This is a genomic window from Amycolatopsis sp. FBCC-B4732, assembly GCF_023008405.1.
GTDB lineage: Bacteria > Actinomycetota > Actinomycetes > Mycobacteriales > Pseudonocardiaceae > Amycolatopsis > Amycolatopsis pretoriensis_A.
The window spans coordinates 384121-404809 of record NZ_CP095376.1 but is presented as its reverse complement, the minus strand read 5'-3'; the positions used below and the strand labels follow the sequence as shown (position 1 = coordinate 404809).

Annotated in this window: 25 protein-coding genes; 16 read left to right on the top strand and 9 right to left on the bottom strand. The window is 70.7% G+C overall.

The window, feature by feature from the left end; all coding sequences use genetic code 11:
* Positions 1-71: 71 nt before the first annotated feature.
* A complete protein-coding gene (locus tag MUY14_RS47195) occupies positions 72-479 on the top strand; it encodes a transposase (RefSeq protein WP_396126634.1) in 408 nt (135 codons plus the stop codon).
* Positions 480-519: 40 nt separating this feature from the next.
* Positions 520-981, top strand: coding sequence for a transposase (locus MUY14_RS47190; protein ID WP_396126633.1), 462 nt, complete (start codon positions 520-522; stop codon positions 979-981).
* 175 nt (positions 982-1156) lie between these two features.
* Here MUY14_RS47190 and MUY14_RS01520 read toward each other — a convergent pair whose 3' ends face one another.
* On the bottom strand, positions 1157-2290 hold the full coding sequence (locus tag MUY14_RS01520) for an IS701 family transposase (RefSeq protein WP_247013887.1): 1134 nt from the start codon (positions 2288-2290) through the stop codon (positions 1157-1159).
* Positions 2291-2367: 77 nt separating this feature from the next.
* Between MUY14_RS01520 and MUY14_RS01515 the strand changes: the two genes are divergently transcribed.
* Entirely contained in the window at positions 2368-2565 is a 198-nt protein-coding gene (locus MUY14_RS01515) for a hypothetical protein (RefSeq protein WP_247020017.1), read from the top strand.
* Between the two features lie 51 nt (positions 2566-2616).
* Here MUY14_RS01515 and infA read toward each other — a convergent pair whose 3' ends face one another.
* The 3 genes from infA to MUY14_RS01500 form a co-directional block, all read right to left on the bottom strand.
* Entirely contained in the window at positions 2617-2838 is a 222-nt protein-coding gene (gene infA, locus MUY14_RS01510) for a translation initiation factor IF-1 (RefSeq protein WP_086862560.1), read from the bottom strand.
* The gene (locus MUY14_RS01505; RefSeq protein WP_247020015.1) at positions 2838-3542 is read right to left on the bottom strand and encodes an N-acetyltransferase; all 705 of its coding nucleotides are present in this window, start codon (positions 3540-3542) and stop codon (positions 2838-2840) included. Before MUY14_RS01505 ends, infA begins: the two co-directional genes overlap by 1 nt.
* 223 nt (positions 3543-3765) lie before the next feature.
* Entirely contained in the window at positions 3766-5160 is a 1395-nt protein-coding gene (locus tag MUY14_RS01500; RefSeq protein WP_247020013.1) for a hypothetical protein, read from the bottom strand.
* Between the two features lie 122 nt (positions 5161-5282).
* On the opposite strand from MUY14_RS01500, the gene MUY14_RS01495 reads away from it, so the two are divergent.
* From MUY14_RS01495 to MUY14_RS01485, 3 genes are read left to right on the top strand one after another with little or no spacing between them, the layout of a single operon-like run.
* Positions 5283-5903 (top strand): glyoxalase, encoded by a 621-nt coding sequence (locus MUY14_RS01495; protein WP_247020011.1) that lies wholly within the window; start codon positions 5283-5285, stop codon positions 5901-5903.
* A 40-nt stretch (positions 5904-5943) separates the two neighbouring features.
* Positions 5944-6582, top strand: a complete 639-nt coding sequence (locus MUY14_RS01490; protein WP_247020009.1) for a hypothetical protein — start codon at positions 5944-5946, stop codon at positions 6580-6582.
* A 38-nt stretch (positions 6583-6620) separates the two neighbouring features.
* A complete protein-coding gene (locus MUY14_RS01485; RefSeq protein ID WP_247020007.1) occupies positions 6621-7415 on the top strand; it encodes an Fpg/Nei family DNA glycosylase in 795 nt (264 codons plus the stop codon).
* On the opposite strand, the gene MUY14_RS01480 is transcribed toward MUY14_RS01485, so the two are convergent.
* A complete protein-coding gene (locus MUY14_RS01480; protein ID WP_247020005.1) occupies positions 7412-7894 on the bottom strand; it encodes a DinB family protein in 483 nt (160 codons plus the stop codon). The genes MUY14_RS01485 and MUY14_RS01480 overlap by 4 nt on opposite strands.
* An 88-nt stretch (positions 7895-7982) precedes the next feature.
* Between MUY14_RS01480 and MUY14_RS01475 the strand changes: the two genes are divergently transcribed.
* Complete coding sequence (locus MUY14_RS01475) at positions 7983-8777, top strand: PIG-L family deacetylase (RefSeq protein ID WP_247020003.1); 795 nt, start codon at positions 7983-7985, stop codon at positions 8775-8777.
* Positions 8778-8783: 6 nt separating this feature from the next.
* On the opposite strand, the gene MUY14_RS01470 is transcribed toward MUY14_RS01475, so the two are convergent.
* Positions 8784-9182 carry a RidA family protein gene (locus MUY14_RS01470; RefSeq protein ID WP_247020001.1) on the bottom strand — a complete coding sequence of 133 codons (399 nt, stop codon included), beginning with the start codon at positions 9180-9182 and terminating at the stop codon, positions 8784-8786.
* Between the two features lie 47 nt (positions 9183-9229).
* Here MUY14_RS01470 and mtnA point away from each other — a divergent pair, with 47 nt between their 5' ends.
* Positions 9230-10195: an S-methyl-5-thioribose-1-phosphate isomerase gene (gene mtnA, locus MUY14_RS01465; protein WP_247019999.1), complete on the top strand. Its 966-nt coding sequence runs from the start codon at positions 9230-9232 to the stop codon at positions 10193-10195.
* On the opposite strand, the gene MUY14_RS01460 is transcribed toward mtnA, so the two are convergent.
* On the bottom strand, positions 10192-10416 hold the full coding sequence (locus MUY14_RS01460) for a ferredoxin (protein ID WP_396126685.1): 225 nt from the start codon (positions 10414-10416) through the stop codon (positions 10192-10194). The genes mtnA and MUY14_RS01460 overlap by 4 nt on opposite strands.
* On the bottom strand, positions 10410-11600 hold the full coding sequence (locus MUY14_RS01455) for a cytochrome P450 (RefSeq protein ID WP_247019995.1): 1191 nt from the start codon (positions 11598-11600) through the stop codon (positions 10410-10412). Before MUY14_RS01455 ends, MUY14_RS01460 begins: the two co-directional genes overlap by 7 nt.
* A gap of 226 nt (positions 11601-11826) precedes the next feature.
* Between MUY14_RS01455 and MUY14_RS01450 the strand changes: the two genes are divergently transcribed.
* The 7 genes from MUY14_RS01450 (at position 11827) to MUY14_RS01420 (ending at position 17070) form a co-directional block, all read left to right on the top strand.
* Positions 11827-12465, top strand: coding sequence for a hypothetical protein (locus tag MUY14_RS01450; protein WP_247019993.1), 639 nt, complete (start codon positions 11827-11829; stop codon positions 12463-12465).
* A gap of 164 nt (positions 12466-12629) precedes the next feature.
* The gene (locus MUY14_RS01445) at positions 12630-13484 is read left to right on the top strand and encodes a hypothetical protein (protein WP_247019991.1); all 855 of its coding nucleotides are present in this window, start codon (positions 12630-12632) and stop codon (positions 13482-13484) included.
* 123 nt (positions 13485-13607) lie between these two features.
* Positions 13608-14117 (top strand): PadR family transcriptional regulator, encoded by a 510-nt coding sequence (locus MUY14_RS01440; RefSeq protein ID WP_247019989.1) that lies wholly within the window; start codon positions 13608-13610, stop codon positions 14115-14117.
* Positions 14114-15328 (top strand): cytochrome P450, encoded by a 1215-nt coding sequence (locus tag MUY14_RS01435; protein ID WP_247019987.1) that lies wholly within the window; start codon positions 14114-14116, stop codon positions 15326-15328. The genes MUY14_RS01440 and MUY14_RS01435 overlap by 4 nt, the downstream gene beginning before the upstream one ends.
* A 4-nt stretch (positions 15329-15332) precedes the next feature.
* A complete protein-coding gene (locus MUY14_RS01430) occupies positions 15333-15530 on the top strand; it encodes a ferredoxin (protein ID WP_247019985.1) in 198 nt (65 codons plus the stop codon).
* A gap of 43 nt (positions 15531-15573) precedes the next feature.
* Complete coding sequence (locus tag MUY14_RS01425) at positions 15574-16137, top strand: TetR/AcrR family transcriptional regulator (protein WP_247019983.1); 564 nt, start codon at positions 15574-15576, stop codon at positions 16135-16137.
* A 30-nt stretch (positions 16138-16167) separates the two neighbouring features.
* Positions 16168-17070 (top strand): phosphotransferase family protein, encoded by a 903-nt coding sequence (locus MUY14_RS01420; protein WP_247019981.1) that lies wholly within the window; start codon positions 16168-16170, stop codon positions 17068-17070.
* Here MUY14_RS01420 and MUY14_RS01415 read toward each other — a convergent pair.
* Positions 17047-19782 carry an FAD-binding and (Fe-S)-binding domain-containing protein gene (locus tag MUY14_RS01415; RefSeq protein ID WP_247019978.1) on the bottom strand — a complete coding sequence of 912 codons (2736 nt, stop codon included), beginning with the start codon at positions 19780-19782 and terminating at the stop codon, positions 17047-17049. The two genes, MUY14_RS01420 and MUY14_RS01415, sit on opposite strands and share 24 nt — an antisense overlap.
* A 94-nt stretch (positions 19783-19876) precedes the next feature.
* Here MUY14_RS01415 and MUY14_RS01410 point away from each other — a divergent pair, with 94 nt between their 5' ends.
* Entirely contained in the window at positions 19877-20689 is an 813-nt protein-coding gene (locus MUY14_RS01410; protein ID WP_247019976.1) for a PHP domain-containing protein, read from the top strand.

Sequence of the window (20689 nt, the reverse complement as noted above, 5' to 3'; positions counted from 1 at the left end):
CCGGGTGTAACAACGTGTCCGCGGTACCCGACCTAGGGCGTGTCTGACAAAAGTTTCGGCGGGTCGCTGGGATGCTGTCGGTCGTGTCGCGGTTTCAGTTGCTTTCCGACGATCAATGGACCTTGATCGAGGACCTGCTGCCGGTCCGCACCGGCAAGCGGGGCCGCCCGTTCTCCGACGCGCGAGCGATGGTCGAAGGGATCATCTACCGCTATCGGTGCGGGATTGCCTGGCGGGATGTTCCGGCGGTGTTCGGTCCGTGGCAGACGATCTGGACCTGGCATCGCCGGATGGCCAGCGACGGCACCTGGGACACCGTCCTGCAGCGCTTGCTCGCTGAAGCGGATGCAGCGGGCTTGGTGGATTGGTCGGTGTCGGTGGATTCCACGATCGCCCGAGCGCATCAGCACGCCACCAACATCACCCGTCCCACAGGGGGCTGGGTCGAACTACACGGATCTGCGCACCGAGCCGCCTGACCATGCGATCGGCCGCTCCCGCGGCGGCTGGAGCACCAAAGTGCACCACCTCGTCGACGGCAACGGCCGCCCGCTGGTCACGCTGGTCGGACCCGGCCAGGCCGGGGACGCACCGATGTTCCCGCATCTCATGCGACACCTGCGAATCCGCCGAGCCGGACGCGGCCGGGCTCGCACCCGGCCCGTCCGCGTCCGAGGCGACAAGGCCTACTCCTCACGAGCGATCCGCGGGCATCTGCGCGACCGCGGCATCACCGCAGTGATCCCAGAACCTGCTGACCAGGCCGGGCACCGCAAACGCCGCGGTTCCCGCGGCGGTCGTCCACCCGCCTTCGACGCGGTCGATTACCGCGGCCGCAACGTTGTCGAACGACGGTTCAACCTGCTCAAACAGTGGCGTGGCCTGGCAACTCGCTACGACAAGCTGGCTATCGTCTACCGATCTGCGGTCGTCCTCCACGCCGTGATCACCTGGACCAAGGCATTGTCAGACACGCCCTAGTACTGCAACGGCAGTTAGGTGAGTGGGTAGCCTCGTCGTTTGTAGTGGCTGAGGCGAGCTTGGTGTTGTCGTCGACGGCGGAAGCGGGACCAGGCCCAGATGTGGTCGGCGGCGTCGGCGACACGCAGCACCAGCTTGATAAGCAGACGCCTGATCTCCGGTAGCGTGAATCCGATCATGCCCGGCTCGGCGACGCCGGTTCCCCTTTTGCGACAAGGGATCGGGAGACCGCAAGCCAGGCGTGAGCGAGCATGGCCAGGGTGATGTGGGCATACCAAGCCCGCCAGGACCGGACCTGGTAGTGGTCGAGTCCGGCTTCGTTCTTGGCTTGCTGGAAACACTCCTCGATCCGCCAGCGAGTCCCGGCGATCCAGGCCAGGTTCAGCAGGCTCGAACGGCGAGGTCCGTAGCAGACGTAGTAGGCGATCTCGGTCGGGTCTGAGAGTGAGCGGCGGGCGAGCAGCCAGTGTCCACGTCCCGGCTGCCAGCCGATCCGGATCGGCACCCGCGCCCAGTCGTACTCGCGGGGCCCGTGCGCCCCGGCACCGACCGACAGCCGCCGCCACGACCGAGCGGGCAACTGCGCGATCAGTTCGTCGGCGCGGGCTTCGCGACCGCCGGTGGAGACCAGGGTGTCGTTGACCTTGGTGGCCAGCACGTGCGCGGCGTCGTGGGCTTCCAGCCACAACCGCAGGTACTTGACCTGCCCATAGGCCTCATCGGCGGTGATCCAGGTGAACGGCACCTTCGCGGCGAATGCCCGTGCCAGCATCGCCATGGCTTGGCGGGGTTTGGTCTCGAACTCGGTCCCGGCCGGAATCCCTGCTCGCCGGCACCGATCCTGGTCGGCAATCCACGGCTCGGGCAGATAGAGCTCCCGGTCGATCAGTGCATGTCCGCCGGCACCGGCATAGGCCAGGAAGGTGCCGATCTGGCAGTTCTCGATCCGCCCGGCGGTGCCGGAGTACTGCCGCTGCACGCCGGCCGACCGGGTGCCTTTCTTCAGGAACCCGGTGTCGTCGACGATCAGCACGCCACCGGGTTCGCCGAGATGCTCGATCACGTAGTCCCGAACGTCGTCGCGGACACCGTCGATGTCCCAGTCCGCCCAGCGCAGCAGCCGCTGCATCCCGTCCGGCGAGACCTCACCGGCCTGCTCGGCCAGCGTCCACCCGTTCTTCCGCTCCAGACCCGCGACCAGCCCAGACACATACTCCCGCGCCCGACCTCGAGGTTCCGACCGCGCGAACCGGCCCGCAATCCGCTCATGCACCCGGTCCAGCTGATCCATCACCACATCGACCACCACCAGGATGATCTACCACAACACCACTAACTGCCGTTGCAGTACTAGTCCGGTCGAATCGCCGAAGAAAGGACGCGCCGATGTCGTTCAACCAGGTCGAAATGACGAACGGGACCACCTACCGCGTGCTCGTCGAGTTCCGCGAACTCGTGCAACTCGTGGACAACGCGCTCAAGACCGGCGGGCTGATCACCCTCCCGATGGGCTTCGAGCAGCCCGGGAACCCGCGGACGATCAACCCCCAGCACATCGTCAGCGTGGTCGAAGGGATGCACTGAACCGGCCCGGGGAGCGCCGTCGCCAGGCCGGAGCCCGGCGACGGCGGTGGCTCAATTCCGGTACCTGAACAGGATCCGCCCGCGGTTCAGGTCGTACGGGCTCAGCTCCACCAGCACCCGGTCGAACGGCAGGATCTTGATGTAGTTCTTCCGGATCTTCCCGCTGATGTGCGCGAGCACCTTGTGCCCGTTCTCCAGCTCCACGCGGAAAGTCGCGTCACGAAGGCACTCCAGCACCGTGCCCTCGACTTCGATCCCTCCCTTGCCGCCCATCAGCGCACCACCAGCTCGACGGTGCTGCCCATCCGGCGCGCCCCGAAGCCCTGGACCAGCGCGATCGCCGCCGCATTGCCCTCGTCGACCTCACAAGAAACCGACTCGATTCCCCGACCGCACAAGGAATCCAGCACGTAGGTCAGCAAAGAGCGTCCGATCCCGCGACGCTGATGATCGGCACGGATCGCGATCAACCCGATCCGGGTCTGACGCCGCACCGGGCCCAACCGGACCAGACCCACGTAGTGCCCGGCTTCCGAAGCCACCACGTACTTCGCCAAGTCCGGGACAGCGGGACGCGGCAGCACCTCGGCGGGCATCGAAGCCCACCCTGCCGAAGCCTCGACCTCGGCGCGGACGACGTCGTCGAGAGAACGCAGCAGATCCTGGTCCGCCGCGGGCCCGATCGTCGTCCCGGGCGGAACAGTCCCCGGGGCAGTGGCCACGACGTACTCGAACTCACGCCGCCGGGTCGTGAAACCGGCGCGCTCCCAGCAGGACTTCAACCCGTCGTCGGCCTCGTCGACCACGGTGTACAGCGGACGGGGCAACGCCGGCAGCATCGCCGACGCGAGCCGCGTGAAGTCGTCGGTGTGCCACGTGTCGATGCTCAGGAACAGGCGCCCGTCGGGGCGCCGGGACGCTTCGGCCCGGCCGACCACGCGGTCGGCAGACAGTGCGTGCCAATGGTGTTCCGCCACCCGCGTGATGACCGTAGCGGGCTCGGAATGCGGAGAGTCCATGGAAAAGCCTTTCGGGAGTGCTTACTCACAGCGCTCCCGGCGGCCCCTGCGTCAGCCGCCAGACCGTGACAACGAGGGGAGCACCCACGACGATCCAACGTTCACGGGTACCACCTCCTCGGGCAAGATCACGGTTCGACGGCAAGCTACCAAACCCCTCGCGCAGCCGTCCAACGGTTTATCACGGGTGCTCGTTCAGCCACCTCGTCGGCGTGCCGATCGGGTCGTGGCCGGCGAAGCCTTCGAGCTTCTTGGCGTGGCGGCGCAGGGACTCCGTGATCTCGGCCTCCGTGCGGCCGTGGCGGTCGGCCGCGATCTGCAGGTGGGCCGCACTCTCCTTGACCTCCCAGGCGAGGTCGGACATCAGGTTGCCGGCCAGCGCCGCCAGTTCCTGCCACGCCGGGAACGGGCCGTCCGTCGTGTCGGACACGCCGAGGTCGCTCGGCCGGTACCAGGCCGCGCCGCACATCGAACCCCAGTAGACGAGGTCCGCGCCCTCGTTGATCTGCTTTTCGATCTGCGGCAGCGTGTCGGTGGCGAGGAAGTGCAGCACCTCCAGGTCGACCTTGATCCCGCTGACGTCGAGGGCTTCGAGCAGCGCCGGCTTCGGCATCGCGAACGACTTCGACCGCCGCGTGACGGTGTCCATGCCGTCCTTGATCTTGCCCTTGATGTCGTCCTCGCAGTCGCGGATAGTGCGCGCGAGCGTCTTCAGCGCCTCCCCCGCGCTCGCGATCACCTTCTCCGGGGTGCCGCCGGCGAACTCGACCGGCTGCTTGTTCGGCTCGTCGCCGGCGTGGAGCAGCGTCTCCAGCGCCGGGAGCGCCGCGCCGACGCCGGCCAGGATCGGCTGTGCCGGGGTCGGGAACGCCGCCGCGAGGGCGAACAACGCCGTGATCGTGCCGAGGTCGGCGACAGCCGAGCCACGGTCCTTCATGGCCGCGTGCATCTTGTCGGCGATGGCGTGGACGTCCTCGCGCGCCTTCGCCCAGATCTCCTTCTCGCCGCACAACGTCACGCCGGCGAGCAGCGCGACGGCGTACTGGCCGTGGAGCACCGTCGGCAGCGGGGTGCAGAAGTTCTGGTCGAACGCGAAGATCGTGGCGCCGCGCATGTTTTCGCCGCCGATCTTCTCCTGCAGGTAGCCGACGGTGTCGAGCGCGGCGTTGCCGACCGAGCTGACCCGGTCGGCGGCGCTCGTCAGCGACACGTACCAGGCGGCGTCGCGGACCTGGTCGAGGTAGGCGTCGAAGTCCGCCGGGTCAGGGATGGACCGCCACGGGCGGAACAGGTCCCGGATCGTCGTCTCGAAGTACCCGTAGACCTGCGAACCCGCGTTCGGGCCGGAGCCGTGGTCGAGACCGTCGGCGTACCCGGGCAGGCCGCCGCTCAGGACCTGGCCGCCCGAGGTCCGGGAAGGACTGCCCGGAGGCGTGATCTCGGCGCCGTTGGTGGCCGGCCACTGCTCGTAGTTGCCGTGGAAGTTGCGCTGCCAGCCGCGCGAGGCCATGAAGAACTCGATCGCCTCGTCGATGATCCGTTCGACCGTCTCGTCCAGCTGTTGCGCGAACCCCATCGCCGTCCTCTCCGTGCCGTGCCAGGTCGGGTGGACCACGCGCGACTGGGCCGAACGGTTTAGCGCGGACCGGTCAGGAATCGAGAAGCGCCGGTCACGGGGGCGGACCTAGCGTTACCGGCATGACGAACATCGACACCATCACCCTCGAGGTGGCCGACCCCGCCGCCGCCGAACGCTTCCACACCGCCGCCTTCGGGCCGGCCCTCCCGCTGCGCTTCCGCGCCGGCCAGGAGTCGTCCACCGGCTTCCGCGGCTTCACACTCTCCCTGGTCGTCGCCCAGCCCGCGGACGTCGATTCCCTGGTCGGCACGGCCCTCGAGGCCGGCGCGACGACGCTCAAGGCGCCCGCGAAGTCCATGTGGGGTTATGGCGCGGTCGTACAGGCCCCGGACGGGACGATCTGGAAGATCGCGACGTCGGCGAAGAAGAACACGGGCCCGGCCACCCGCGAGTTCGGCCCGGTCGTGCTCCTGCTGGGCGTCGCCGACGTGGCGGCGAGCAAGAAGTTCTACAGCGACCACGGCTTCCCGGTCGGCAAGAGCTTCGGGCGCATGTACGTGGAGTTCGACACCGGCGAGAGCCCGGTCAAGCTGGCGCTGTACCGGCGCAAGGCGCTGGCGAAGGACGCGGGCGTCTCCCCGGAGGGAACGGGCTCGCACCGCATCGCGGTCGGGGGCGCGGCGTTCACCGACCCGGACGGCTTCGCGTGGGAGACGACCGCCGCGGCCGAGCTGTCCTGAACCGTGTAATGAGCGGAGCCGGAAACCCGACTACCTGCTCATGCCCCACGTTGCTCTGCCCGGCGAACCCGAGGCCATCCTGGTCGACCCGCAGCGGTGGGCGGCCCGGCTCCCGCCCGGCGCGTGGCCGGAAGACTTCGCGCTCGACGGCGAGGTCCGGCGTGCCGACGTGTTCGCACTCGCGGATCGCTGGCGGGCGCTGGACGTTCCGGCCCTGCAGTTCACGGCCGGGGTACTGGCGTGGGGCCACGGGATCCGCGGCTACGGGCCCCACCGGACCAGCCGGGTCCTGGAACAGCCGGGCGCGGCCGAACGCCTGGAAGCGGCGCTGGCCGGACTCCGGGCGGACGTCACCCCGGACGTGCTGCTCGACAGCTACGAACGGTTCGGCACCACCGCGAAGGTCCGCGGCCTCGGGGCGGCGTTCTTCACGAAGCTTCTCTACTTCGCCGGGTACCGCCGCGGCGAAGGGGGCGTCCAGCCGCTGATCCTGGACAGGGTCGTGGCGAGGCGCCTGCCCGAGGAGGCGGGCCCGGCCTGGAAGTACACCACGGCGTGGTGGAGCAGCACCTGGTCGGACTACCTGCGCTGGGCCGCCGAGCAGGCCCGGCGCCCGGAGTACGGCAACGAACCGGACCGCGTCGAGATGGCCCTGTTCACCGGTGCCTGGACCGCCTGACTTCTGCGAACCCCCGCCGCAGTCGGCAGACTGGGGCGATGCCGGAACTGCCCGAAGTGGAACTCGCCCGCCAAGTCCTCGCCGGGGCGCTCGGGCGGAAGATCCGGGAGGTCGACGACCACGACGACTGGGTCTGCCGCCCGCACGCGCCCGGGGACATCCGGAGCGCGCTGCGGGGCGGCAAGCTCACCGAAGCGCACCGGCGGGGGAAAACCCTGTGGTGTGAAACCGAAAACGGCCGCGGGAAACCCGGTCCCACGCTCGGCCTGCACCTGGGGATGGCCGGGCAGCTGCGGTTCGGCGACGAGAGCGGGCCACCCCGGCGGCGGCGTGATCGCGACGAGAAGCCCGAGTGGTTCCGGTTCGCGATCACCTTCGCCGACGGCGAACAGCTGCGGCTCTTCGACACCCGGCGGCTCAGCCGGGTGCGGCTCGATCCCGATCTCGACGCGCTCGGGCCGGACGCCGGGGAGATCTCGCGCCAAGACTTCCGCGAGCGCGTCGGGCGGGGGCGGGCGCCGCTCAAGGCCCGGCTGCTGGACCAGTCCGTCGTCGCCGGGATCGGGAACCTGCTGGCCGACGAGACCCTCTGGCAAGCCGCGCTGAGCCCGGCACGACCGGTCAACGACCTGGACGACGACGAGCTCACCGGCCTCCACAAGGCGCTGCGGAAGGCGTTGCGCGCCGCGATCAAGCACGGTGGCGTGCACACCGGCGAGATCATCGGCCACCGCCGGGCCGGGGACCACTGCCCGCGGTGCGGTGCCGAAATGGCGCACGGCACCGTCGGCGGCCGCTCGACCTGGTGGTGCTCGAAGGAACAGACCGGCTAACGCGGCCCCAGCCCGGTGCGGCCGTCGAGCAGCTCGCGCGCCGCGTCGAGGTGGCCCGCGTGCCGCGCCGTCTCCTCGATGACGTGGAGCACCACCCCGCGCAGGTCGGTGATCTCCGCGCCGAGCGAACCCGGGTGGCGCGCCCGCGGCGGCGTCGACAACGGCGTCGCCGCGAACACCTCGTCGGACCGGCGGCACTGCTCGCGGTAGAACGCGAAAACGGCCTCCGGACGCCGTGGCGTGGTCAGCGGCCGGTGGTCGTCCGGCCAGGGCAGGGGATCCGCCGAGCCGGTGACGATCTCCTGGAACCAGTGCCGCTCGGCGTACCCCAGGTGCTCCACCATGCCGAGCGACGTCCAGCCGGACGGCAGGACCGGCCTCGTCAGCTCCTCCTCCCCGAGCCCGTCGAGGATCGCCAGAACGCTTTCGCGCTGCGCCCGCAGGAACGCCAGCAGCGTGCTCTTCTCGTCGTCGGTCACGGGCACGGACGCTAGCGGCACCCACCGACGAAAACCGGCGCACGGCGGCGAGCGGAATTTGTCGGACCCTTTCGGTAGCGTCGCAGTCATGGCAACACTGGTCACCTTCCACGCCCACCCGGACGACGAGTGCCTCCGCACCGCGGGCGTCATGCGCAAAGCCGTCGAGGACGGGCACCGGGTCGTGCTCGTCGTCGCCACCAAGGGCGAAGTCGGCGAGGTTCCCGACGGCTTCCTCGCCGAGGGCGAGAAACTCGAGGACCGGCGGGTCCAGGAGGCGCACGCGGCCGCGGCGATCCTCGGGGTCGAACGCGTCGAGTTCCTGGGCTACCGCGACTCCGGGATGATGGGCGAACCGACGAACGACGACCCGTCGTGCTTCTGGCGCGCCGACGTCGAAAAGGCGGCCGAGCAGCTCGCGGCGATCCTGCGCGAGGAATCGGCCGACGTCCTGACGGTCTACGACGACAACGGCGATTACGGCCACCCGGACCACATCCAGGTCCACCGCGTCGGCATGCGCGCGGCCGAGCTGGCCGGCACCGGCCGCGTCTTCCAGGCGACGTTCAACCGCGAATTCATGCAACGCGGCTTCGAAGCGGCGGTCGAGCAGGGCCTGATGCCGCCGGAGGCGGCCCCGAAACCGCCGGAGAACGTCGAGTTCGGCAAACCGGAAGCGGAAATCACGGCGGCGGTCGACGTGGCGAAGTACTCGTCGGTCAAACGGGCGGCGATGCGGGCGCACCCCAGTCAGATCAGCGAGGAGATGTTCATGCTGGCGATGCCGGATGACGCCTTCGCGTTCGCCTTCGGCACGGAGTGGTTCATCCGGTGGGGACAGGGGCCGGGGATCACGGAAACGGACCTGATGGCCGGACTCTGAACGCCGTCAGGCGAGCGCGGCCGTCACGTCCAGTTCCACCAGCTGGCCCGGGAACCCCAGCTGGGCGACACCCAGCAAGGTGCTCGCCGAGCTGAACGCCTCGCCGATCGGGGACGCCGTCAGCCGCGCCCACACCGCCGAGAGCGTCTCGCGGTCGGTGGTCACCACGTAGATCACCGTGCGGACCACGTCGGCCGGTCCGGCGCCGGCGAACGCCAGCGCGGCCGCCGTGTTGGCGGCCACCTGGTCGGCCTGGGCGAGCACGCCGCCCTCGACCACCGAGCCGTCGGCGGTGAGCGGGCACTGACCGGCCAGGTGGACCGTGCGCGTCGCCGTGGTCACCGTCACGTGGTGGTAGCCCGGCGGCGTGTGCAGGCCGGGCGGGTTCTGCCGTTCAATGGTCACCACCGCATCTTCACCAGTGCGGCAACCGGATTTCGCGGGAGGGTTTCGTGCGCAGGACGATCGACTGGGCCGACGGCGCCGTCGTCATCATCGACCAGACGGCGCTGCCCGGGGACTACCGGCTGCTCGAGCTGCGGACGGTCGGTGAGCTCGTCGACGCCGTCAAGCGGCTCGCCGTCCGCGGGGCGCCCGCGCTCGGGGCCGCCGGGGCGCTCGGGGTCGCGCTGGCCGCCCGGCTGGGTGGTGACGTCGAGGCGGACGCCGAGCTGATCGCGCACGCGCGCCCGACCGCGGTCAACCTCGCCTGGGGCGTCCGGCGGGCGCTCGCCAAGCTCGACCAGGGCGCGGACGCCGTCCTCGCCGAGGCGCTGGCCCTGCTGACCGAGGACGAAGAGCTCAACAAGACGGCTTCCGCGCACGCCGCCGAGATCGTGCTCGCGGAGTGCCCGCGCCGGCCGTTGCGGTTGCTGAGCCACTGCAACGCGGGGCGCCTCGCGACCGTCGGCTGGGGCAGCGCGCTCGGCGTCGTCTGGCACCTGCACGAACGCGGGCTCGTCGAAGAGGTCCTCGTCGACGAGACGCGTCCGCTGCTCCAAGGCGCCCGGCTGACGGCGTGGGAGCTGGCGCAGGCCGGCGTCCCCCACCGCGTCCAGCCCGACTCGGCGGCCGCGGCCGCCATGGCGCGCGGGATGGTCGACTGCGTACTGGTCGGCGCCGACCGGATCGCGACGAACGGCGACGTCGCCAACAAGATCGGCACCTACGGCCTGGCGATCGCCGCCCGGCACCACGGCGTCCCGTTCGTCGTGGTCGCGCCTTCGTCCACTGTGGACGAGCAGCTGGCGGACGGCGCGGGCATCGCGATCGAAGAACGCGATGCCCGCGAACTCACCGAGTACGCCGGAACCCCGGTCACGCCACCGGGCACCGAGGTGTTCAACCCCGCCTTCGACGTCACCCCGTTCGACCTGATCACGGCCGTGGTGACCGAGCGGGGGCGCCTGGCGCCCTAGGGCCGCGGGCCGATCTCGCGGCCGCCGTCGGTCACCGTGATGGCCATCGCCGGGCATGAGTCCGCCGCGTCGAGCACCGTTTCGTCGCCGTCGACCGACGACGTCAGCGTGTGCGCGACAGCGCCGTCGAGTGCGAACACCTCCGGCATCAGGGCGGCGCACATGCCCGACCCGATGCAGGTCTGTTCGTCGATCTGCACGTCCCAGCTCATCGTCACCATCCGATCGGCATCGACCGCGGTCCGCGGACGAGCATCTGCGTCTTCCACACGATATCGCCGGCCAGGTGCAGGCCCGGCATCTCGGTGACCAACGCGCGCAGCGCCTCCTGCAGTTCGAGCCGCGCGAGGGGCGCGCCGAGGCAGTGGTGGACGCCGTGGCCGAAGCCGAGGTGGTGGTTGTCCCCGCGGTCGAAGCGCAGTTCCTCGGCGTCGTCGAACTGCAGGCCGTCGCGGTTGGCCGCGCCGACCGCGACCAGCACCGGCTCCCCCGCGCGCACGAGCACCCCGCCGACCTCGACGTCTTCGGTGGCGTAACGGGCGAAGCCGGCGCCCGCGCCGAGCGGGACGAACCGCAGCAGCTCCTCGACGGCGGCCGGGATCAGGTCCGGCTCGGCGACCAGCCGCTCCCAGTGCTCGTGCTGGTCCTGCAGCGCGTAGACGAAGTTGGGGATCTGGCTCGCGGTCGTCTCGTGCCCGGCGACGAGGATGCCGACGCAGAGGTCGACGAGCTCCAGCTCGGTCAGCCGGTCGCGGACGTCGCGGGCCTCGATGAGCGCGGTCATCAGGTCGTCCTGCGGCGCCGCGCGGTGCTCGGCGATCAGGCCGCGCATGTAGTCGCGCAGCTCCTCGCGGTTGCGCTCGAACTCCTCGGGCGTGAGCCCGCTGGTGGACAGCGCGGCGTCGCTCCACACGCGGAACTTCGGCCGGTCGGCGACCGGGACGCCGAGCAGCTCGCAGATCACCGCGACCGGGATGGGCAGCGCGTAGGCATCGACGAGGTCGGCGGGCGCGCCGGCCGCCTTCATGTCCGCGATCAGCTCCGAAGCCAGCGAAGCGACGCGCGGCCGCAGGAGTTCGACGCGGCGCATGGTGAACGCCTTCGCGACCAGCGTCCGCAGCCGCGTGTGGTCCGGCGGGTCCATCTGCAGGATCCCGCCGTCCCGCTGCACCGGCATGCGCCGCGGCGCGTCCTTCTCCTTCTCCATCGCGCGCGAAAACCGCCGGTCGCCCAGCACGAGCCGGGCGTCGGCGTACCGGGTGGCCAGCCACGCCGGCTCCCCGTAGGTCATCTTCACCCGGACCATGCCTTCGCCTGCCCGAGCGGCCGCGTAGGCCTCGTTGAGGTCGAGGCCCGCCTCCTCGTTGAAGGGGTACGAGAGCGGCTCGGTGTGGGTGACTGTCATGCGGAACCCCCGTGCTCCAGGTTTGTAAGCAGCTGCTTACAACGCTACACAGGACGAGGGCTCACGTCGAGCACCCGGTCGAGCACGGTGTGCACACGAGCCGCGCAGACGACGGCCGATGGTCCGTTCGAGTGAGGTTGCCGAAAAGCGCAACACGACCCCGCCGGTAAACGATTCATTCGAATAGCACAACCACATTGATCGAATCCGAGCGAAACTCGTCTAAATGATGATCAGAACCCGCACCAAAGCAACACCCGGACTGATCTTTTGCATCAGCGTGGCCGCATGGCTGACCTCTTGCGGAAGCCCGGTCAAGAACAACACGGTTTCCGAACCCGGACCGTCGGCGACAACAACGGCGGCGTCGACCCTCGCGACCACAGCACACCCCACGACCCCGCCGACAGCCGCGGCGGACAACGATCATGGCGTCACCGTTCCCCACTCCGCCACACCGCCCGCCGGACCCGGCGCACCGACACCCGGTGCCCCACCGCCCCCGGGGCCGAGCAGTCACAGCAACAACACGGTTCCGGCGCCGATCCGGGTTCCCCTGCCGCTGGACGGGCTCTTCTTCAAGGAATTCGAAGTAGCCGAACGGCAATTGAGCTCGATCATCAGGGAGTCCTGCGGTGACGGCACACTGTGCCTCACCATCGGCAAAGCGGTCGACGACGACCCGGCCAACGACAACCCGGACTCGTGCAACCGGGTCCACTTCGTCCGGGGAGCCAAGGACGAAGGCGGTCGTTCGTACGTGACCACCAGCCGCGGCAGCGAAATCACGCTGGTCTTGTGGTCGTTGTGCACGGGGCCCGCGCCGTCGAGCGATTCGGGCGCCTCACAGACCCCTGCGCCGTGAAGCCGGACGAAAGTTCCGGAGAAGAACCCGAACTCCACCAGGAAGATCCGCCACCCGTTCCACCGGCGCCAGAGCCAGAGCCGAACCCGAGCAGGACCTCCGAACCCGGGACGACGGACGTCGCCGGACCGCCGTCCGGCTTCCCCGGCACACCGGCTTCCACCTTGAAGGCGATCGCCGCGGCGATCGGACCCACCGCGGCACTCACGGCACTGATGTACTACTTCGGCCTCTTGCACGCCTACTGGTTCCTCAGAACCTTCGGCGTCGACTACACGGTGATGAAGTTCACCACCCAGGACTACCTCCTTCGCAGCGCGGACGGGCTTTTCGTCCCCCTGACCACCTTGGCCGTCGCGGTCCTGGCCACCGCCTGGATCGTCCACCCGGCGATCAAGCTGCTGCTCCGGAGAAACCGGAAGGCCGGCACGTGGATCGCCGGGAGCGCAGCCGTCCTCATCGGCTCGGGACTCCTGGCGCTGGCCGCGGTCGGTATCGCCGACCCCGCCGGCCTCGAAGAGGTCCCCACCCTTCCCGGACTCGGCCTGAGCTGCGGCATCCTCTGCTTGACGGCCGCCGCACACCTGTACCGGAACCGCGCGAACAGCAAAGAAGCGCCCACACCGGAATTCACCGTCTTCTGGGAGTGGTCGGCGGTTTTTCTCCTGGTGGTCGTCGGCCTGTTCTGGGCCGCCGCCGACTATTCCGCTTCGGTCGGGTCCCGCCGGGGCGAGCAAGTACTGGAAAGTCTCGCGAGCTATCCCGATATCGCGTTGTACACCGAAAAAGATCTGAGCATCTCCGCGCCGGGCGTGACCAGGACGGACTGCAAGAACCGGGAAGCCGCGTTCAAGTACCGGTACGACGGGCTCAAGCTGATCATGCAGTCGGGCGATCAGTACCTGTTCGTCCCGTCCGGCTGGAGCGCAAGCACCGGCACGGCCGTGATCGTGCCCCGCAGCGACGCCATCCGGCTCGACACCTCGGGTGCCGCGCAGATGCACCGCCCCGCGTGCTGAGGCGGCCGAGCACGAGAGTCACCTGAACGATCACTCCATGTCACCGCCGTAACGGAAAGTTTCCGCCCACCTGTCACCGTGAGCCATTGCCGGGTCACCAAGGACTAGGTTACGGTGACCTAGGTGTGGATCGAGATCCTCCTGCTGTCGAAGCTGGCCCGCGAACCGATGCACGGCTACGAACTGCGCAAAGCCGTGGAGTCCTCGACCGGGCACACCTTGTCGAACAACTCGCTGTACCCCACGCTTCGGCGGTTCGTCGACGCGGGCGCCGTGAGCCGCAGTGCCGAGGAGCAGGAGGCCAAGCCGCCGCGGCACGTCTACACCGTCACCGATGTCGGGCGGGAGCTGCTGCACGACATGCTGGCGGACTTCCCGCCCGAGCTGGCGCTCAGCCAGGAGGAATTCCTGGCGCGCGTCGGCAACTTCGGGTGGCTGCGCCCGGAAGAACGGGCGCGGGTGCTCGAAGTCCGGGAACGGGCGCTGACCGCCGAGCACCGCCGGCTGACCGAGCTCGCCGCCGGGCAGGCCGATCCGTGGAGCCGGGCCGCGCTGCGGCACGTGCTCGGGCGGTTCGACGCCGAACTCCGCTGGCTTTCCGACCTGAACCGCGACCCCAGGAGCGACGCATGACCACCACCGAACAGACGCCTCGGCTCCCCTTTTCCCGCGGCAACGCGCTCGAGATCGCGCCGGACTACGAAGCGTTGCGACGGCAGGCGCCGGTGAGCCGCGTGCTCACCCCAGCAGGTGATCCGGCGTGGCTCATCACCTCGTACGAAGAGGCCAAGGAAGTCTTCCGCGACAAGCGCTTCGGGCGGTCGCACCCGGCGCCGGAGCAGGCGTCGCGGATCTCCTACGCCGCCGTGCAGGACGGCCCTAGCGGGGACTTCGAAAGCGAGGAGCGCGAGCACAAGCGGATGCGCCGGATGCTCGCGCCCGCCTTTTCCGCGCCGCGCATGCGGGCCCTCGGTGACCGGATCGCCGAGCTGACCGACCGCTGCCTCGACGACCTGCAGGCCGCGCGCGACGCCGACCCCGGCGCGCCGGTCGACCTCACCGACTTCCTCGCGTTCCCCTTGCCCGTGCTGGTGATCTGCGAGCTGCTCGGCGTGCCCTACGAGGACCGCGAGAAGTTCCGCGGCCTGTCCGAGCGGATCGCCATGATGGACGGCGGCGAAGACGCCCAGGCCGCGATGACCGAGTTCAAGGCCTACATGACGGAACTGGCCGAGGCCAAGCGCGCGGACCCGCAGCCCGACGTCATCTCCGACATGGTCGCCGTGCAGGCCGACGACCCGACGTTCACCGACGACGACCTCGCGCGGATGGGAGCCGGGCTGCTGTTCGCCGGCCACGAGACGACGTCGACGCGGATCGCGATGGGCACGCTGTTCCTGCTCACCGACACCGCCCGCCGCGACCGGTTCGCCGCCGACCCCGAGGGCCAGGTGGCGCAGACCGTCGAGGAGATCCTGCGGCTCACCGCCACCAGCGGCACCGGCCTGCTGCGCTACGCGCACGAAGACGTCGAGGTCGCGGGCATCCGGATCACCCGCGGCGACGCCGTCCTCATCTCCAGCGACGCGGCCAACCGCGACGAGGCCGTGTTCGCCGACCCCGACGAGTTCGACCCGGACCGGACGCCGAACGTGCACCTCGCCTTCGGCACCGGCGCCCACGTCTGCATCGGCGCCAACCTGGCCCGCACCGAGCTGCGCACGGTCTTCCCAAAGCTGTTCCGGCGCTTCCCGGGCCTGCGGCTCGCGGTCGGGATCGACGAAATCGGGGTCCGCACCAACCGCGTGGCCGGCGGCGTCGACCGCGTCCCCGTGGAGTGGTGAGCCGATGAAGATCACCACCGACACCGCCAGCTGTGTCGCTTCCGGGCAGTGCGTGCTGCTCGCGCCGGGCACGTTCGACCAGGACGAGGAGACCGGCACGGTCGTCCTCCTCACCGGGGAGCCGGCGGCGGGCGAGGAGGAGGCGGTCCGCCAGGCCGAGCTGACCTGCCCGGCCGCCGCGATCCGCCTCACCGGCTCGTAAGGGCGGGCGCACGCGCGTCCGGTTTGCCGGTTAGCCTGCACCGGTGAGCGAACAGCCCGGCCGGAAGCGGGACGCGGCCGCGACGCGGCTGGCGCTGCTGGACGCCGCCGCGAAGCTGTTCGCCGAGCGCGGGTTCGACCGGACGACCGTGCGGGACATCGCCAAGCTGGCCGGGGTCAACCAGTCGCTGCTCTTCCGGTACTTCGGCAGCAAGGAAGCGCTGTTCGAGGCGGTCATCGCGCGCAACGGGCGCGAACAGCTGGCCGCCACGCCGCCCGAACGGCTCTTCAGCGCTTCCTTGCTCAGCATGCTGGCGCCGGAGGGCGCGCGGAACCGGACGCTGGAGACGTACCTGCGCTCATCGGGCAGCGACGGCGTCGCGGCCGCGATCCGGCAGGAGATCGGCGAGGAGTACGCCCGCGTGCTGGCCACGCTGACCGACGCGCCGGACGCCGAGCTGCGCGCCGACCTCGCGCTCGCCTGGCTGATGGGCATCGCGCTGGTCCGCGAGATCTCCGGCAAGGAGCCGCTGGCCAGCGCCGACCCCGAGGAGGTCTGCCGCCTCGTGCTCACCGCGACGCGCACGCTGCTGGAGCGCAGCGAATAACCGCTGGACACCCGCCCTACCGTCGGGATCATGGTGCCCTTCCCGCCCGCGGCGACCGAGGCCGGGTTCGCGGCGCTCACCCGCGCCGGCCTGCTGCCCGCGGTCACCGGACTGCTGGGCCGCGACGACGTCGTGCCGTTCACCGAGGGCTCGCTGCCGGTCTACGCCGCCGGCGACGACCTGGTCCTCAAGCTGTACCCGCCGCTGTACCGCGACGAGCTCACCACCGAACGCACGGCGCTCGAAGTGCTGCACGGCCGTTTGCCGACGCCGGCGCTGAAGGACGCGGGCGAGCACGACGGCTGGGGCTGGCTGCTGATGGAACGCCTGCCCGGCCGGACGCTCAAGGAAGCCTGGCCCGCACTGTCCACTGAGGACAGGCGGCGGCTGATGCCCGAACTGGGCGAGCTGCTGGCCACGCTGCACGCGCTCGACGACCCGCGGCTGGCCGCGCTCCCGCCGGCCGGCTGGACCGCGTTCGTCGCCGGACAACGCGAAAAGGCCGTCGCCCACCACCGCCGGACCGGGCTGGACGAGACGTGGGTGGCGCAGGTCCCGGTGTTCCTCGACGCCGTCGACCTCGGGACGCCGCCGGTCGTGCCGCTGCACACGGAGTTCATGCGCGACCACGTCATGCTCGACGGCGGCCGCATCACCGGCCTGTTCGACTTCGAACCCGCGATGCGCGGCGCCGCGGAGTACGACTTCGTGGCGGTGGGCCTGTTCGTGACGAGCGGCGACGGCGACCTCCTGCGCCGGTTCCTCGACGGCTACGGGCAGCAGGTCGATCCCCGCCGTTGCCTGGCGTACGCGCTGCTGCACGTCTACAGCAACTTCCCTTGGTACTTCAGGGAAATGCCCGCACCCCCGGCGCCGACGCTGAACGCACTGGCGACGGCATGGTGGGGCTCAGGGCAAGGCACGCCGCAGTAGCTCGGCCAGGTGGACCGGACGGCGGCCCGACTCCTGCTCGATCTGCGTCCGGCAGCTGAAGCCGTCCGACACCACCACCGTCTCCGGAGAAGCCGCGCGGATCGCCGGCAACATCCGGTCCTCCGCCACCGCTTTGGACACGTCGTAGTGGCCGCGCTCGAAGCCGAAGTTGCCCGCCAGGCCGCAGCACCCCGAGTCCAGCGTCGTGTTGCGGACGCCCGCCGCCGCGAGGGCCGACTCGTCGGGGCCGAAGCCCAGTACCGCGTGCTGGTGGCAGTGCACCTGCGTGATCGCGTCCACGTCCAGCGCCGCGAACGGGATCGGCGCCCGCTCCAGCAGCTCCGCGAAGGTGAACGTGCGGGACGCCAGCAAGGAGGCCCGCTCGTCACCCGGCATGAGCGCCGGGAGGTCGCCGCGGAACAGCGCCGTGCAGCTCGGTTCCAGGCCGGCCACCTCGTAGCCGTCGGCCAGGTAGGGCGCGAGCACGTCCAGGGTCCGGTCCAGCACGCGCCGGGCCACGCCGAGCTGGCCCGTCGACACCCACGTCAGTCCACAACAGACTCCGCGGTCCGGGAGCACGACGTCGTAGCCCGCCGCGGTGAGCACCTCGTACGCGGCGTCGAGCACCGACGGCGTCAGGTAGTTGTTGAACGAGTCCGGCCACAGCACCACCCGGCGCTCGCCCGAGGCCCGTCGGCGAAGATCGGCCCGGCTACGCGTGAACGGCGAAGGCGCGAACGACGGCAGATCGCGTTCCGCCGCGATCCCGCCGAGCCGTTTCACCAGGCCCGCCAAGCGGGAGCGCCCGACGAAGTTGGCCAGCCGCGGTGCCCGCGCGCTGAGCCGCAGCCACATCGGGAGCCAGCCCATCGAGTAGTGCGACGCCGGGCGCAGCCGCCGCCGGTAGTGCTGGTGCAGGAACTCCGCCTTGTACGTCGCCATGTCGACGTCGACCGGGCAGTCCGACAGGCATCCCCTGCAGGACAGGCACAAATCGAGGGCATCGTGCACTTCGGACGATCGCCAGCCGTCCTTGATCACTTCGCCGTTGATCATCTCGGCGAGCAGGTGCGCGCGCCCGCGCGTCGAGTGCTGCTCCTCGCGGGTGGCCCGGTAGCTCGGGCACATCACGCCGCCACCGCTGGTGTTGCGGCACTTCCCGACGCCGACGCAGCGCCGCATCGCCTGCCCGAAACTCCCCCGGTCCTCGGGGTAGCCGAGGAACACGGCGTCCTCGACGGCCGGTGCCGCCGAGCGCACGCGCAGGTCCGCGTCGATCGCCCGGGGCGCCACCAGGATGCCGGGGTTCATCCGCCCGGCCGGGTCGAAGATCCCCTTGAACCGCGCGAAAACGTCCATCATCTCGGGGCTGTACATCCGGGACAGCAGCTCCGACCGCGCCTGGCCGTCGCCGTGCTCACCGGACAGCGAACCGCCGTGCGCCGCGACGAGGTCCGCGGCTTCTTCCAGGAAGCGCCGGAAGTCCGCCACGCCTGAGGACGACAGCAGGTCGAAGTCGAGCCGCAGATGCAAGCAGCCTTCGCCGTAGTGGCCGTACACGACGCTGCGGCGCCCGTGCGCCCGCATGAGCTCCTTGAACTCGCGCAGGTACGCGCCGAGCCGCTCGGGCGGGACGGCGGCGTCCTCCCAGCCCGGCCACGCTTCCGACCCGTCGGCGAGCCGCGTCGCGAGCCCGGCGCCCTCCTCGCGAATCCGCCACAGCCCGCGTTGCGCGGCCGGGTCGTCCACGATCGCGAAGCCCGTCAGATCGAGGGACGCCGCCAAGGCTCGTGCCCGCGAAGCCGGGTCGTCCCCGGCCAGCTCGACGAACAGCCACGCCCCACCCGGCGGCAGGTCGGCGGCCCGGCCCGGCAGCATCGCGACCAGCTCGGCGTCCACGCCTTCGACGGTCAGCGGCGACCACGGCAGGATCGCCGGCACCGCGTCAGCCGCCGCGATGTCGGACGGGAAGCCCAGCACCGCCAGCACTTTCCGGTCCGGGAGCTCGGCGAGGGACACGGTCGCTTCGAGGATCGTCACGCACGTGCCCTCGCTCCCGACGAGCGCCTTGGCGACGTCGAAGCCGTTCTCCGGCAACAGGTGCTCGAGCCCGTAGCCGGAAACGCGGCGCGGCCACGTCGAGAGTTCCTTGCGCAGCAACGCCAGGTTGTCGCGCACCAAAGCCCGCAGCTCGTCGAAGATCCGGCCTTCGGTGGGCTCGTCCGGCCCGAACCGCAGCCGCGTGCCGTCGTAGAGCAGCACCTCCAGCGAGCGGACGACGTCGACCGTGCGCCCCCACGCCACCGAGTGCGAGCCGCACGCGTTGTTGCCGATCATCCCGCCGATCGTGCAGCGGCTGTGCGTCGACGGGTCCGGCCCGAACCGCAGCCCGTGCGGCGCCGCGACCGCCTGCAGGTCGTCGAGCACGGTCCCGGGCAGCACCCGCGCGAGCCGGGTCCCCGGGTCCAGCGAGAGCACCCCGCCGAGGTGGCGGGACGCGTCGATGACCAGCCCGGGCCCGCACGCGTTCCCGGCGACGCTTGTGCCGCCGCCGCGCGCGATCACCGGCAGGTCACGGGCGCGGGCTTCGGCGACCGCGGCGACGACGTCGTCGACGGACTCCGGCAGGACCACGCCGCGCGGCACGTGGCGGTAGTTGGACGCGTCGGTCGTGTAGAGCGCGAGCGTGGCGGCGTCGGTGAGGATCTCCACACCTCCATTCAAGTCGACCGGGCGCCCGCGTACCTCTCCAGCCGGGTATGTCGGGAGCCACACCGGGTGCGACCGCTGTGAGATCCTCCGCCGGGTGACGATCGACCTGCACGCGCACAGCACGGCGTCCGACGGGACGACACCGCCGTCGGAGCTCCCCCGGCTCGCCGCCGAAGCCGGGCTGACGGTACTCGCGCTCACCGACCACGACACCTTCGCGGGGCTGGCCGCGGCGTCCGCTGCTTCGGACATCGAGCTGATCCCCGGCGTCGAGATCTCGTGCCGGCTCGACGACGCCGAGGTGCACCTGCTGGGGCTGTTCGTCGCTCCCGGGCACGCGGGACTGGCCGCCGCGCTCGAGCTGATCCGCACCGACCGGGACCACCGCGGGGTGCGGATGGTCGAACGGTGCCGGGAGCTGGGCGCGCCGATCACCCTTTCGCAAGTGAAGGAGATCGCCGCGGGCGCGCCGCTCGGCCGGCCGCACATCGCCGCGGCGCTGGCCGCCGTGGGCATCACCGACGCCTTCACCCCGGAGTGGATCGCCGACGGCGGCCGCGCGGACGTGCCCAAGCACGTCCTGGCCACGGCGGACGCGATCAGGCTGGTCCGGGCAGCCGGGGGTGTCGCGGTGCTCGCCCACCCGCGGTCGGTCAAGCGGCGGGCCGAGGTCTCCGACACGCAGCTGGCCACGCTGGCCGTGGCCGGGCTCGCCGGGATCGAGGTCGACCACCCGGAGCAGCCACCGGAGGTCGGCGCGCGACTCCGGGATGTGGCCGCGGACCTGGGATTGCTCACGACGGGGTCGAGCGACTTCCACGGCGACCGCAAGCCGGTCCGCCTCGGCGACTTCACGACGTCACCCGAGGTGTTCGCGGCGCTGCGGGAGGCTGCCGGAAGGCCGTGA

Excerpts from the sequence above, each read along its gene's own strand:
- MUY14_RS01450 (WP_247019993.1), top strand. The coding sequence starts at position 11,827 with ATGATGATCAGAACCCGCACCAAAGCAACACCCGGACTGATCTTTTGC.
- MUY14_RS47195 (WP_396126634.1), top strand. The coding sequence starts at position 72 with ATGCTGTCGGTCGTGTCGCGGTTTCAGTTGCTTTCCGACGATCAATGG.
- MUY14_RS01495 (WP_247020011.1), top strand. The coding sequence starts at position 5,283 with ATGACGAACATCGACACCATCACCCTCGAGGTGGCCGACCCCGCCGCC.
- MUY14_RS01500 (WP_247020013.1), bottom strand. The coding sequence starts at position 5,160 with ATGGGGTTCGCGCAACAGCTGGACGAGACGGTCGAACGGATCATCGAC.
- MUY14_RS01420 (WP_247019981.1), top strand. The coding sequence starts at position 16,168 with ATGGTGCCCTTCCCGCCCGCGGCGACCGAGGCCGGGTTCGCGGCGCTC.
- MUY14_RS01490 (WP_247020009.1), top strand. The coding sequence starts at position 5,944 with ATGCCCCACGTTGCTCTGCCCGGCGAACCCGAGGCCATCCTGGTCGAC.
- MUY14_RS01430 (WP_247019985.1), top strand. The coding sequence starts at position 15,333 with ATGAAGATCACCACCGACACCGCCAGCTGTGTCGCTTCCGGGCAGTGC.
- MUY14_RS01460 (WP_396126685.1), bottom strand. The coding sequence starts at position 10,416 with ATGGTGACGATGAGCTGGGACGTGCAGATCGACGAACAGACCTGCATC.
- MUY14_RS01435 (WP_247019987.1), top strand. The coding sequence starts at position 14,114 with ATGACCACCACCGAACAGACGCCTCGGCTCCCCTTTTCCCGCGGCAAC.
- MUY14_RS01485 (WP_247020007.1), top strand. The coding sequence starts at position 6,621 with ATGCCGGAACTGCCCGAAGTGGAACTCGCCCGCCAAGTCCTCGCCGGG.
- infA (WP_086862560.1), bottom strand. The coding sequence starts at position 2,838 with ATGGGCGGCAAGGGAGGGATCGAAGTCGAGGGCACGGTGCTGGAGTGC.
- MUY14_RS01475 (WP_247020003.1), top strand. The coding sequence starts at position 7,983 with ATGGCAACACTGGTCACCTTCCACGCCCACCCGGACGACGAGTGCCTC.
- MUY14_RS01515 (WP_247020017.1), top strand. The coding sequence starts at position 2,368 with ATGTCGTTCAACCAGGTCGAAATGACGAACGGGACCACCTACCGCGTG.
- MUY14_RS01455 (WP_247019995.1), bottom strand. The coding sequence starts at position 11,600 with ATGACAGTCACCCACACCGAGCCGCTCTCGTACCCCTTCAACGAGGAG.